This window comes from Fibrobacter sp. UWB5, assembly GCF_002210295.1.
GTDB lineage: Bacteria > Fibrobacterota > Fibrobacteria > Fibrobacterales > Fibrobacteraceae > Fibrobacter.
The window spans coordinates 524645-538601 of record NZ_MWQH01000001.1 but is presented as its reverse complement, the minus strand read 5'-3'; the positions used below and the strand labels follow the sequence as shown (position 1 = coordinate 538601).

At 45.8% G+C, this 13957-nt stretch carries 12 protein-coding genes; 2 read left to right on the top strand and 10 right to left on the bottom strand.

Features of this window, described 5'->3' with window-relative positions:
- Positions 1 to 46: 46 nt before the first annotated feature.
- The 10 genes from B7989_RS02270 to B7989_RS02225 form a co-directional block, all read right to left on the bottom strand.
- Positions 47 to 1147: an EpsG family protein gene (locus tag B7989_RS02270; RefSeq protein WP_088626992.1), complete on the bottom strand. Its 1101-nt coding sequence runs from the start codon at positions 1145 to 1147 to the stop codon at positions 47 to 49.
- 8 nt (positions 1148 to 1155) lie between these two features.
- On the bottom strand, positions 1156 to 2310 hold the full coding sequence (locus B7989_RS02265) for a glycosyltransferase family 4 protein (protein ID WP_088626991.1): 1155 nt from the start codon (positions 2308 to 2310) through the stop codon (positions 1156 to 1158).
- 3 nt (positions 2311 to 2313) lie between these two features.
- Complete coding sequence (locus B7989_RS02260; protein ID WP_088626990.1) at positions 2314 to 3402, bottom strand: polysaccharide pyruvyl transferase family protein; 1089 nt, start codon at positions 3400 to 3402, stop codon at positions 2314 to 2316.
- 129 nt (positions 3403 to 3531) lie between these two features.
- A complete protein-coding gene (locus B7989_RS02255) occupies positions 3532 to 4449 on the bottom strand; it encodes a glycosyltransferase family 2 protein (protein WP_255406364.1) in 918 nt (305 codons plus the stop codon).
- Between the two features lie 5 nt (positions 4450 to 4454).
- Entirely contained in the window at positions 4455 to 5420 is a 966-nt protein-coding gene (locus B7989_RS02250; RefSeq protein WP_088626988.1) for an NAD(P)-dependent oxidoreductase, read from the bottom strand.
- 198 nt (positions 5421 to 5618) lie between these two features.
- Positions 5619 to 6974 carry a hypothetical protein gene (locus B7989_RS02245; RefSeq protein ID WP_088627347.1) on the bottom strand — a complete coding sequence of 452 codons (1356 nt, stop codon included), beginning with the start codon at positions 6972 to 6974 and terminating at the stop codon, positions 5619 to 5621.
- 508 nt (positions 6975 to 7482) lie between these two features.
- The gene (gltA, locus tag B7989_RS02240) at positions 7483 to 8982 is read right to left on the bottom strand and encodes an NADPH-dependent glutamate synthase (RefSeq protein WP_088626987.1); all 1500 of its coding nucleotides are present in this window, start codon (positions 8980 to 8982) and stop codon (positions 7483 to 7485) included.
- Positions 8982 to 9869, bottom strand: coding sequence for a sulfide/dihydroorotate dehydrogenase-like FAD/NAD-binding protein (locus B7989_RS02235; RefSeq protein ID WP_072801142.1), 888 nt, complete (start codon positions 9867 to 9869; stop codon positions 8982 to 8984). The genes gltA and B7989_RS02235 overlap by 1 nt, the downstream gene beginning before the upstream one ends.
- Positions 9870 to 9972: 103 nt before the next feature.
- Positions 9973 to 11469, bottom strand: a complete 1497-nt coding sequence (locus B7989_RS14060) for a hypothetical protein (protein ID WP_088626986.1) — start codon at positions 11467 to 11469, stop codon at positions 9973 to 9975.
- Positions 11470 to 11594: 125 nt separating this feature from the next.
- A complete protein-coding gene (locus B7989_RS02225; protein WP_088626985.1) occupies positions 11595 to 12710 on the bottom strand; it encodes an adenosylhomocysteinase in 1116 nt (371 codons plus the stop codon).
- A gap of 110 nt (positions 12711 to 12820) precedes the next feature.
- On the opposite strand from B7989_RS02225, the gene trxA reads away from it, so the two are divergent.
- Complete coding sequence (trxA, locus tag B7989_RS02220) at positions 12821 to 13132, top strand: thioredoxin (RefSeq protein ID WP_088626984.1); 312 nt, start codon at positions 12821 to 12823, stop codon at positions 13130 to 13132.
- Between the two features lie 90 nt (positions 13133 to 13222).
- Positions 13223 to 13894, top strand: coding sequence for a Crp/Fnr family transcriptional regulator (locus B7989_RS02215; protein ID WP_088626983.1), 672 nt, complete (start codon positions 13223 to 13225; stop codon positions 13892 to 13894).
- Positions 13895 to 13957 lie beyond the last annotated feature (63 nt).

Below are 13957 nucleotides of genomic sequence, written 5' to 3'. Positions count from 1 at the left end.
AAATATTCTTCTTATTTTCAACCCAAAATACAAACCATCGCTAAAGCTACATCAAATTCCAGGAATTATAATCAAAAATACTCTTATAAGGTACACACGTACGTTCAAAGTATATATCCCCAATGCCATTCCTAAACTTGTAGCAGTAATAAAAGACAAAGAACAATGCGGCAATTAATCGAACACCTTTTTTCTTTGAGAGAAAATAATCTAGCGCCCACACAAAAGTGAATACCGTAGCAGCATTGAAAACATCATTTAAGCGACTAAAAACAGGATTTCTTTCAGAAAAAATCATTGTTATTGCAAAAGAAATGAAATACATGTTTATAACTGCAGATGTCCACTCATCATCCTGCAGCTTTTCTTTATTTTTCACATGCAAATAGCCACATAAAAAGACATAATGCAAAAGAACATTAAATATCGAAGTTTTATCACCTTCAGCCCCATTGGCCAAATAAATAGCAACCTGCGACGAATCATCCATCATTGCAAGTGCAATTCCTTCAAAATAATTTGCAAAAACAATGGATGTCGCAAAAACAAAAAAATACGCAGCAGAATAAACCCAAAAATTCGGCCTAATTTTTCCAATCCAATACATTGGCAAGAAAATCAAACACATGTTATGGACACTCGATGCGATAAATATTGTGACAAGAAAACAAAGAAGATTCTTTTCTTTAATGAATTTATATCCCCACATACAAATCGCTACAGCTAATCCCGCACGAATCGGGAAATAACAGACCGCAGTCAAAAACAAACTATACATCAACAAAGGTCTTTTAGGGAAAAGCCCCGTGCAAAAACGATAGAACGTAAACTGCAAGAAACCACATATCAATAAATTCTGCCAATAAAATCCACCAAAAACGGATTTAACCAACATATTTAAAAACATATATCCAGGTTCCATCAAGGAACCACCATCTCGATAATACGAGAATATATTGTCCCAACGAACAAACCTGAAATACTCTAAGTATTGAGTCCAATCATTGCCAATTCTCCAACGCAATCCTCCAAAAAGCGTAAAGAACACACACCAAGCAATCAAAACAACTTTCTTCCATTTAGGAGACGAAAGTTCAAAACCCGTACTCAAAAAAACAAGCGAATGTATAATCCAATATAATTCCATAATAAAAATTATTTATCACAACAATTTAACATTTCTTTGAACTGTTCTCTTATATATCCATTAAGATTTTCTATATACTGGCAGTTTTTTGATTTTATAGATTCAATTTCGCCACAAGAGCTCCATACTTTACTGATAAAATCCACCCATTTTTGCGGATTTTCCGAAGCAAACAAAGGTGCCGAATCGCATTTAAAAATCCCTACTGCACTATGGGGATGAACCATGACAACTTTATCGAAAGATATCGCTTCAAAAGTTTTTATTTTCAGGCCTGTGCCCCTAAAGGTCGGATTTATAGCCACATCGCCCCTGGCCCAAAATTCATAAGGATCATTCACAAACCCAAGCAGTTCGACATCTGTTCTGCCTTTCAATCTAGTCAAGACTTTGCAGACTCCTCCCCCAATAATAAGTTTTGCATCAGCATAGCGGTCTTTTATCAAGGGCAAAATTTCATCAACAAACCAATTTAGCCCCTCCAAGTTATACCCATTCGGCCCAGATAAGAACATAATATTGTGATTCCCAGCTATAGGCTGCGCATAATACTTATAAGGACAATAAACTGTATAAACTTTACTTAACGGAGCTAAATACGAAAAATATGTAGACTCATCCTGTTGTAGTCCCAAAACAACATCACAACGTTGTAAAGCCTTAGCCTCTTCATTAGCACTTGTACACATCCAAGCATTTTTTCCACCCTTAAGATCTTTAAAAGAAAAGCAATCGTGCGTACAGAGAACCCTTAATGGAATTTTTGTTTTCAGAAAAAGCTTTGACAGCCAATAATAATTAACAAAAACAGCATCAAAACCATGTTCTTCATTCAACATTTCAACTGTCTTTGTTAATTTGGCTACATACATATCATCGCATTTAAAATATCCCTTGCAAAATCTCTGACGCAACTGCAGAAAAAAGGCATATCGTAACCCACCTAAACGGCCTGTATCTAGGACATGAAATTTTTCTGCCCAAAATTTTTTAGCTTCAGTTTCATCAATGCTATGTTTAGACCTTAACGATTTCTTTTTGATATACAGAAAATGCACTTCATGTCCAAGTTCCATAAGCAAATTACTTTGAGCTAAAATCCACTGACGATTCCCAGCTGTTGAGGGATGTGTAATTTCATCAGAAACAATTAAAATCTTCATAAATTACGTTTCCAACGCCATTTTTAAAAATTCTGCAGATTTTTTTCTCGCAGCAATCAATTTCGTTTTTTTCTGAACATGAATAAAACAATCCAAATTCCGGGGGTCAACATCCAGCATAACAAGTAAAGACAGTAATCTAGCATTCCCTCGTCTTTGGTTTCCAAGAAATAAAAACGGTTTATCAAAAATGACGCTAAACACCACTCCATGGAAAGAATCGGTCACAACCATTTCGGCCCTTCGAATGTTGTTAAGCCATTGTTCTATAGAGGTTGACGCATCATGCAATCCCATACAATGCACCGCAAATTTCTTCGCTGCCGACTCCTTTCTTATTCGATTCTCTTTTTCAAATGTAGCGTCTAGTAGATATGCAAAAATTTTCCCTGTTGTGCAATCATTAACATTTGCATTATCTATCACACGATTATAATCTTCAACATCCAATAGCAAAGTCGGGTCAACGCAAACCTCCGCACGCGGATAAGTCCACCCATATTGATCGAACAACTTTAAAGCCGAAGATTCTCTTACAGAAACTGCACTGAACTGGCGATAAAGATTATTCAAGCGCATTGCCTGACTTGGATTCAATTCAGGATTATCAACACCTAAAGAAACCGCATAAGCAATTTTCTTTGTTTTATCCCTTGAAACAAAATCCAGCATATACGAAGACATACCGAAACATCTTGTCATGGAGGCTCGCCAGACTTGATCAGAACCAACAATCACAGCATCAAAGTTTTCCAAATCAGATACAATTTTCAATTGTTCCTTATTTTTAATAGCACCTGTATGAGGAACATAGTGTTCATAGAATGGTTCTATAGTTTTCCAAAGATCTTTCTGTTCTTGATTGGAAAATTTTTCCTGACGAATATGGTTTATCTTATGCAATACAAATTTCAAGACAAACCGTTTTGGATAAGCATAGGGAACCTTATACCAAGGCAAAAAATCATAACCTTTAATTTGAATATGCTTAGCCTGATGCCCTAATTTTTGCAAAAAAGTAATTAGTGCAAAGCGCTGAAGATTTCCTCCATAATTATTGTCAAGGGCTAAATTTAAAATTCCTATTTTCATACGCGCCCTTTTTCATCCATAAATAAAGCAATTTCGTCACAAAGATTAAGGTAGTTCAAAAAAAGAATTCACGCAACCAAGCTCGTCTGTCAACCATTCCTATGCCAAACAGACCTTACTCCCCCAAAGCTACTTCCACCACCCAGGCAAACCACTATTCTCTTTTATTTCGTCAAGACCCATACTTTCAACACAACAGCCTTTACGATATCCAGCAAACTTAGCAACACAAATCATACCGAATTTAAAGAAAGAGATAAAGTGCAACCGACTAAGCAAACCTTTAGACACATATTTCACTAATTTCATTCCTTCGCCTTCAATCTTCATACCAGCAAATACATCTTTGTGCATGACCATAAAGGCTGCAACATCAAAATTACGTTTAAATTCTTGTTTGCACGTAAAATTGTGAGAATGCAGCACATAAACACTGGGATCGTAAACAGTTTTGTAACCTTTTTTCAGAGCGCATGCAGCAATCAGCATATCCTCGTTGGTAAGAATTGGATGTTCAAATCCGCCCAAATCAAAATATGCAGTTCTTCTATATGCTGAACATGCATCGCTCATATAAAAAGCCTTCACGCCCATTACATCAATATCAGCCTTGGTACGAACTTTCTTTACCATTGGGTAATTAAATTCCCGAATTAGACGTTCATAATGAGCGGCATCAGTTTTTGCCTTTTGACGAGCACAAACCATAGCAACAGATTCATCCTCAAAATTAGATGTAATCTGTTCAATGTAATTTTCCTGTTCAATTACAGCATCCTGCGTAAAGAACAAAACAAAATCGCCTACAGACGCTCTCAAAGCTGCATCTCGAGAGCCACCATGGTCAAATTCAGACCGCTTTACATCAAATATTTTCACCAATTCATATGTTTTGGCAATTTCAACAGTTTTATCAGTTGACTCAGAATCAGCAACAATTATTTCAACCGGCCTTAATGATTGTCTACACAAAATATCAAGCATGTTCTTGATATACATTTCAGCGTTAAGCGTCATTATAATAACGCTAACCTTCCTAGAAGACATGCTCATTACACCAGTTCCTTTTCTTCGCAATCCTTAAACCAATCCCTAAACGCACTTTCTAGCGAATAAGAAAGCGGATAGTTTTTCGCCAGTTTATGACCATCAATATTCGTGCTAATCATCAGCTTTTTCACACGAGCAGGGCAAATACCTAGTCCCAAGCCTCCAAGCACACCACAAATGGTAGCAGCAGCCATCATGGGTTTCTTGGGAATATACGGAATATGACGATTCATGCCTGTTGCTTTGAGCATGGTATTAGCAATTTGTTCAATGGTAAATGAGGGATAATAGCAACAGTTATGCAACTGAATGCGGTCAGCATTTTGATTTTCAGCCATGGCCAGCATCACACGCACCAAGTCCTTCACATAAATGCAAGCCTTGATTGTATCCTTACGGCCCGCATAAGCAAACTTACGTTTCTTGAGCGCCCTATAGAGGCGGGTCATGTTACCATTTTCACCGGTACCGAACACAATGCCCGGGCGCACAATCGAGAGTCTACGATTAGAATCTTCGGCAGCCCATTCACGATGAATCTTTTCGGCCACCAATTTAGATATGCCATAAGGTGTGTTGGGAGTTGGCAGAGTTTCTTCCGTCTTTAATTCTTCGGCCGCTCCATACGGGGCAATACTACTAGTAAAAACAATGTTTTCAATGTTGTGTTCGCGTGCGAATTCGCAAACATTTTCGGCACCACGAATGTTCGTTTCAAAATATGCATGGTCAGGATGACCTGGCGTACGATGAATTGCCGCGAAATTAAATATTAAGGTACTTTTACCAAATTCACCCTGTAAACTGATCGGGTTACGCACATCGACTCTTTGAGAAAGAGCGGATCCCTCTGCCAAAAGGTCTGCAATAACAATTTTTGCATCTGGGTATCTTGAACGAAGCAAATTCGCCGTATGCGAACCAATAAAACCGCAACCACCAAATATGATAAAAGTATCGAACTGCATATTATACAATTCTCCTCTTGCAGGGAACTCCGCACCGAGGTCCGTTCAACAAAATAACACTGTCACACAAGATCATCGCAAGTTTATAATAATTAAAAAAACATTCCTTCACATAATTTAATAAATACATAAACAAAGTGACAAAAAAAATTTCCTGTATTGAGCTATTTTCACTAAAGAGTATAGACGCCCTCTTTTTCACCACTTAAATCCAGCTCTAGAGTATACTTTCTTGCCATCAACAAATGTCCATTCTAACGCAAAATTGACAAATCGGCCTTCATAACCCAAAATTGGGGTTAATGAATATTGCATTTTGGCCCCATGGAGAAAACGTTTTTTCACATTCGCATGATTCGAAGGATTCGGATCATTCAGGGAACTACCCGCATCATTACCTTTCCAGAACCATTTCTGATGAAGTCCCGCAACCCATCGGCCATCAACACGTGAATAAGCAAGCCATTCAATAGTCTGGCTATTCGGTCCTCCCTGATTTCCCAAAGGAACCTCCAGGTGCGCCAACTGAGCCGTATTGCTATTAAAATGCGTATATACATAAGGTTCAACTCGAGCATATTCGACTAGGGTTCCCAATTCAAGCTTATGAGACTTCCACTCAAAATCATGGCCTATTTGGGCGCCCACCATCCAAGCCCATTTGGATTGCACATCCTCATTTTTTATAAGCTCTGCCGGGCTCTGAAAATCATCCATGAAAAACTCTGTATAAATTCGAGCCATATTGAACAATCTATAATTCAAATCAAAAGACAGCGCTCCATTATTGGAACTTTCAGTATAGTTTCCTTTTTCCATGAAAAGCGGAACAATCGGAACTAACAACCACACATCGTTATCATCATAAACGACCTGAAGTTCACTCATTCCTATAATCAAATCACCGAAGTTCAGTTCGTAACGATGCCCATAAAGATTGCGAGCTTCTTTATTCCCCTCATTAACGTTCCCCTTATAAATACGCAAATCGCCATAAACAGAAACCACTGTGAGAGGCCCCACTTGCAAATCGACAGACATTGAATTGAAAGGAAGCGAGAATTGGTTCAACGCCAAATTATTATAATAGCCTGGGCCCCAATGCATTACGTCACGTCCGACATCAAACCGAGCAAAGCCCATATTCAAAGCCAAATGCCCACGATAACGTGCGTAGCTCACATACTCCAGTCCATCATTACTGTTTTCTTCCTGCAAATCAATGTATTCCCCATCATACGACTTGGGATTTTGAGAAGAATGACTTTCAGAATAAATTCGTGCATCTAAAACAAACTCCAAGGAATCAATATACCCTCTCAAAAAAAGACCACCATCAATTCCCGGCCAAATTGTATCGCCAAGGGCTTCCCCAGCACGATAATCGATTCCACCGACAAGACTTGCAGCAAGAAAAGAATGATCGGAATGATGCAAGAACAGGGCATCTTTTTCAAACGATTTTGCATTCTTGCGCCAAGAAGAATCGCGCTGCGGATAATGAAATTCCTGTCTTAACGAAGAAGTCGTTAAACGATGAAAGTCGAACAGCATTGGAGCCGTCTGAAGAAGTTTAAGATTGTACCGTTCTGGCGAAATAACAGGAGATGCAAAAGAAGACGCCGATATGCACAAAAAAAGGATTAATAAATATCTATAAATCATCGTCATCTCTATTTCTTTCTCAATTTAACAAAATACGTATTTACTACAAAGGCTACACAGTAAAAATACCCTGTTTCAGACCAAAGTTTTGTTCACATTCCGTTCTGCACTCCAAAAGCCGCAATTAAGGCAAATTAACGCATAAAAAAAGATGGCCGAAACCATCTTTTTTTCCAAATCCAAGATTTGAAGAAGAAACATTTTTCTTCAGGGCTTGGAAAAGGAACCTAGCGAGAGCAGGAGCCGAGCCCCCATAACTGAAAATCAAAAAAGATGGTCAAAAGACCATCTTTTTTTCAAATCTAAGATTTGAAGAAGAAACGAGCGAGAGCAGGAACCCGGACCGAAGGCGTACAACTCGTACGTCGAGAGTCCGGGTGACGAACTATCGCGAAGTTTATTTCTTCAAATATTCGTTGATGCCTGCAGCAGCACGACGACCCTCACCCATGGCGAGGATCACGGTTGCAGCGCCGAGCACGATGTCACCACCGGCATAAACCTTTTCCATAAAGGTCTTGTTGGCAGCAGCATCTTCGAGAAGGATGTGACCCTTCTTGTCGACGGAGAGTTCCGGCGTGGTGTTGCTGATGAGCGGGTTAGAACCGTTACCGATAGCAACGAGCACGGTGTCGCATTCGATTTCGAAGCTTGCACCTTCGACCTTGACCGGACGCGGACGGCCCTTTTCGTCGGGTTCGCCGAGTTCGTACTTGTCGACGAGCATGCCGCGCACGTGGCCGGCTTCGTCGCCAAGGATCTTGGCCGGGTTCTGCAGAACGCAGAATTCGACACCCTCTTCCTGAGCATGGAGAACTTCTTCCTTACGGGCCGGGAGTTCGTTCATGCTGCGGCGGTAAATGATGCGGACCTTTTCGGCACCGAGACGGAGAGCCATACGGGCAGCGTCCATAGCGACGTTACCACCACCGAGAACGACCACGTTCTTACCGGGCCACATCGGAGTATCTGCATGTTCCTTGTCGTAGGCGCGCATGAGGTTGGCGCGGGTCAGGTATTCGTTAGCGGCGAACACACCAACCAAGTTTTCACCTTCGATGTTCATGAAGAGCGGGAGGCCTGCACCAGTACCGACGAACACGGCATCGAAGCCATCCTTTTCAATCAAGTCCTTGAGCTTGCGGGTACGGCCGATGACAAAATTTGTCTCGAACTTCACGCCCATGGCAGCGAGGGATTCAATTTCGTTGTCCACGATCTTCTTCGGGAGACGGAATTCAGGAATACCGTAGCGGACCACACCACCAAGCTTGTGGAAAGCTTCGAAGATGGTCACGTCGTGGCCTTCGCGGCGCACGTCAGCAGCGACAACCAGGCCGGCAGGACCGGAACCGATCACAGCCACCTTCTTGCCGGTAGCGGGCTTCACGGCCGGCACAGAGGCACCACCGTTGTTGCGTTCATAGTCGGCAGCAAAGCGTTCCAGGCGGCCGATAGCCACAGCCTGGTTCACGTCCTTGTGCATCTTGCCCATGGTGCAGTTCATCTGGCACTGGCGTTCCTGCGGGCAAACGCGGCCGCAGATTGCCGGGAGCAAGCTGGTTTCCTTAATCTTGGCGATAGCGGCCTTGAAGTCACCTTCGGCAATCTTGGCGATGAAGGCCGGAATGTCGATGTGCACCGGGCAGCTTTCGACGCAAGGCTGGTTCTTACAAGCGAGGCAGCGGTTAGCTTCGACGATAGCCTGGGCTTCGGTGTAACCCTGGGCGACTTCTTCCATCACGCGGGCGCGGTAGCTGGGTTCGAGCTGCGGCATCGGCTGTGCCGGAATGGCAGTCTTGTCCTTGGGCTTGAGCGGCTTCGGAAGGGCATTAATCTTTTCAAGTTCCACCTTGGCGGCGGCGTCCAACTGTTCACGAGTCAAATGTTCAGACATTACTTGCTCTCCTTGGCCTTTGCGTCAGCCATCTTGTCAATGTTGCACTTGTGGCCATCGTTTGCACCGAAGCGGTGCAGAGATTCCTGTTCCTGGGGCTTGAAGGCGCCCATACGCTGGAGCATGTTGTTCCAGTCGACTTCGTGACCGTCGAATTCCGGACCGTCGACGCAGACGAACTTGGTCTTGCCACCGATAGTCACGCGGCAGCCACCGCACATGCCGGTTCCGTCCACCATGATGCTATTGAGGCTCACCACGGTCTTCACGCCGTAGGGCTTGGTGGTGAGGGCGCAGAACTTCATCATGATCGGAGGACCGATAGCGATCACCATGTCGGGCTTGCCCTTGGTGTCTTCGCAGAGTTCCTTAAGCGGTTCGGTCACGAGCCCCTTGCGGCCATAGGAACCGTCGTCGGTCATGAAGATGATGTTGTCGGCGAGAGCGGTCATTTCGTCCTTCATGAGGAACAGGCTTTCGTTACGGGCACCCATGATGATGGTGACCTTGTTGCCTGCAGCCTTGAGGGCCTGAACGATCGGGTGCATCGGGGCGATACCCACGCCACCGCACACGCAAACCACGTGGCCAAAATTCTCGATGTGGGTCGGAGAGCCGAGCGGGCCCACGAGCACGGGAATATCGTCACCGACTTCGAACTTGGAAAGTTCGGTGGTGGTCTTGCCAACCGTCTGGAAAATCAGGGTGATAGAGCCTTCAGTCGTGTCGGCATCGGCGATGGTGAGAGGCACGCGTTCGCCGTTGTCCTTGTTCGTCTGGAGGATGATAAACTGGCCGGCCTTACGCTCTTGAGCGATCAGCGGGGCCTCGACGCGGAACATGTAGACCGCGGAAGACATTTGTTTTTTAAAGAGAATTTTTGCCATAGTGGGCTGAAAAATAGAAAAAAGGCACCCTGAACGAGGTTACCTTTTTCATAAAAACATACTCCATTTGGACCGATAAGGCCCGAAAAAGGACTATTTGTCACTAGAAGTAGATAAAGCCACCGAAGCTTACGAACACGCCTTCGCCATTGAAGATGGACTTGGTGTCGGTGAAGAAGGAATCGCCAAAGGCAAATTCGCAAGCGGCCCAATCCTTGTACTGGTAACGGAAGCCAACAGTCGCCTGGACCTTGTCGGCCACGCTTTCGAGCACCTTGTAGTCACCGGCTTCGACGTTTTCGCCCTTGGTGTAAGACACGGCTTCCCACTGGTAAGCGGCTTCACCAAAGAGCATGACCGATTCACCCAGAAGGACCTCGCCCACTACGTTCGGCGTCAGCGAAAGGCCTACGTGGGTCATGTTCTTCTTGGCGGATGCCCCGCTGGTGGTGTCGCGGACAATGTATTCATCCTGAATAACGGTAGGAACCGCCGTGTTCAAGCCGAGCATGAGTCTTGCATGTTCCGACTGGAGTGCGGGAGTACCGTAGTTGAAGAACGGAACGACACTGATATAGGAGTCGGGATTTTCGTTCTTGAGGGAACCGGCCACTTCCATTTCGTTGACGTGACGGGTAAAGTTCACGCCGGCAGACCAGAAATGCTTACGGGCAGACGGGCCATCGGTAAGCACGAGGGTCGCGGTAAGGTCGCGGTAGCGTTCTTCAGTGGTCGGCGCGCGCTTTGCCTTAGGATCCGTATCGGTTTCTTCGGCAACGGTAATCCAGTCACCGCCCAAGGTGAGCACATAGCCGCCGAGCATTTGGGACAAAGTAAGACCGAAGTCATTTCCGTTGTAAGAAACCTTCTGTTCAACGTTGTCGTTGTCGAAATAGCGCTTGCCGACGCCAGCACGGATTTCGGCACCGAAGCTACCGTTGGTGTAGCCGAGGGTGGCACGGCCTACATCGCCCGAAATATCCATGGCGCCAAAGAAATTACCGAGCGAAACGACACCGCGTTCGCCAGCGGGTTCGATGTAGAAGAATTTCTGGCCGTAGAACTTGGTCAAACGGCGATCCAAAAGAAGGTCGACATTGTCGCCAGCGGCTTCGTTCTTGACGGTATTGTAAGCGCTGCCGTGAATGACGGTAAACGGTGTTTTGGGCGGGCCCATGCGCACGCCTTCGGGAGCGCCTTGCGGACCCTGGGGTGCATCAGACGGCGCGGCAACCTGTTCGGGCTCTGCAGGCTTTGCTGTTTCTGCAGGGGCTGCAGCAGGAGCGGGTTCTTGAACGGGCTGGGCCACTTCAGCCGGAGCCTGGGCTTCGGCGGCCGAGGTTTCTGCGGCAGGAGCTTCTGCAGTTCCTGCAGGGGCAGCTGCAGGAGCGGCCTCTTGGGCAGGCTGTGCAACTTCGGCAGGAGCCGGAGTTTCAGCGGCAGGTGCTGCTGCAGGCTGGGCTTCTGTAGCCGGAGCTTCTGCGGCAGGGGCAGGTTGTGCAGCTTCAGCAGGAGCGGCCTTTTTAGCAGGGGCAGCTTCTTGTGCCATGGCGAAAGCAGCCGACACGAGAGCCATTGCAAAAATTTTCTTCAGATTCATACAACCTCGTTTGTTTACTTTCTTTTGCAATTATACTTTAAAAAAGTCAAAAAAGCAAGAATTTATTTACAAAGGCTGTACTTTTTACATAGAATGCAGGCTTAAAGCCCGCTTCAGCACGGCGCTCAGCGCATCATGTCGCAGATTTCAGGGCCAATCGCCCCGTTCTGGATAGTCGTTACCAACAAACGTTGTTCGATTTCGCTAGGAGGATCCTGTACTCCCTTGAAAGGACTTGCCTCTTCGGCACATTCCTGCAGCAGGCGTTCACCCAAGGCCGCATGCAATGCGAGACTCGTATCGATATACTTGAGATGAGTGGGTTCATCCAGCACAAAATTCAAGGGAGACTTTCCGTTCAGAACTCTTGTATCGGGAACAAGTTCACCGAATTCGTCTTCGACACCCATATTCGCGACCACCGCCTTGACGTTTGAAAGAACCGCCGACACGGCAGACAAGGTCAACGCATTTTTGCGTCCCGTCGCCGTCACCACAAAATCGGCGTGGGCAATCACGTCCGCCACCATTTCGTCGTCCATGTAGTCTTCAATTCGCACCTCGTTGTTCAACAGGACTCTGCTGAAATTCGAGTTGGAATCTTCGTTACGGGTATTGGTGATGGTGCAGACATTCATGCCGCGGCGCACCCCGTGCAAGGCAATGCCGCAGCCCACCTTACCGCTGCCAAAGACCACAAGCGACTTTCCTTCGAATTCGGAATGTCCCAGAGATTCAAGTGCGCGAAAATAACCGTCACCCGTACCAAGCACGGTTTCAATGCGCTTGACGATTCCGCTATCGGCGACATATACCGGAAATTCCGAGTCGGCATAGAACTGCACGCCACTGCGGGTGAGTTCCACAAAGCCCTTTTTCGGGTGGCAAAAGGCAAACTGACCGGCACAATCCAGAATCAGGTCGAAATCATCGGCAACTTTACCGCTCTTGATATCTTCATCGGTCACGACGGGAACGTCTTTTTCTTTCAGCAAATCAATGATTTTCTGGTCGCAAGGCATTGCCGCCCCCGACGATCCGACGGAATAACCCACATAAAGGTCAGCCCCGCCGGCTAACAATGCGCGGTATTCTACCAGCGTGTTCCTGAAAATCGGTGTTGCCACCAAGACCTTACATCCCCAAAACGGGCGTGTCTGCACCCACTCATCTGAAAGTTGGGCCAGCGCCGGATATTCCCTCGGCTCGTAAGATTCTTTGATGATCTCGGAAAAAAGCATGGCGCCGAATTTAGAAAAAATTTTCGGATAATGTGACCTAGTCACAGATAAGCGGGCGCACATTAGGTAAAATATAGGTGTAAACAAGAATAAAAATAAGAGAGGTAAAAATGACCGAAATGAACATCACCAAGGAAAACTTTGAAGCAGAAGTCATGAACTCCGACAGGCCCGTTCTGATCGACTTTTGGGCACCCTGGTGCGGGCCCTGCCGCATGCTTTCGCCCACCATCTCCGAAATCGCCGAAGAGTACGGAGACAAGGTAAAGGTCTGCAAGGTAAACGTCGACGAACAAGGCGAACTGGCATCCACCTTCGGCGTCATGAGCATTCCTACGCTCGTGGTCATCAAGGAAGGTAAAATCGTCAACTCCGTAGTCGGGGTTCGTCCGAAAGACCAGATCGTAAGCATGTTCAGCTAAACGCATTATTGGCTAAACGCTTAATCGATTAAACTGTCCTCCTTAAGGCGATGCACCTTTTTTGTATATTGCAAGGAAGGTGCATCTTTTATGAGCTTAGGTCCATTCAGTCACTTCCTTCCGAATCTGCCCTTTTGGCAGAATCTTTCGCCCGAAGAAAAGGCGATGGTTTCGGACCGTTGCGTCACAAAACGCTTCGGCAAGAACCAGATGATTCACAACAGCAAGACCTCTTGCCTCGGGATCATCTTTATTCTGAGTGGCGGGATTCGCGTGGGACTCATCTCTGACGAAGGTCGCGAAATCACCCTTTACCGCGCCCACGCCAACGAGTTTTGCGTATCGACCGCTTCTTGCGTGATTCACCAGCTAACCTTCGAGACCCAAGTCACCGCCGAAGAAGACACGACCGTATTGGTGATTCCGGCATCGCTGTGCGCCAAGTTGATGGATTCGAACGTCCACGTGAAAGCTTTTGTCTTCGAAAAAGAGACCGAGCGTTATTCGCAGACCATTTGGGCCATTCAACTCATGCTTTTCAAAAGGTTCGACCAGCGTCTGGCCTCTTACCTGATTTCGGCTTACGAAACCGGCGGCAAGGACGAAATCAAGAAAACGCAGGAAGAAATCGCCCGCGACGTGAATTCTGCCCGAGAAGTGGTGGCCCGCATGCTCCAGGAATTCGCCGCCAAGGGCCTTGTCGAAATCAAGAGGGGCAGAATCCTGCTCCGCGACATCGACGGTCTGAAGAAAATCCTGTAAAATAATTCTATATTTGGCCGCGTTGACGCAAGTTGCGCCGCATTAACTAACCGGAGGCTTAAA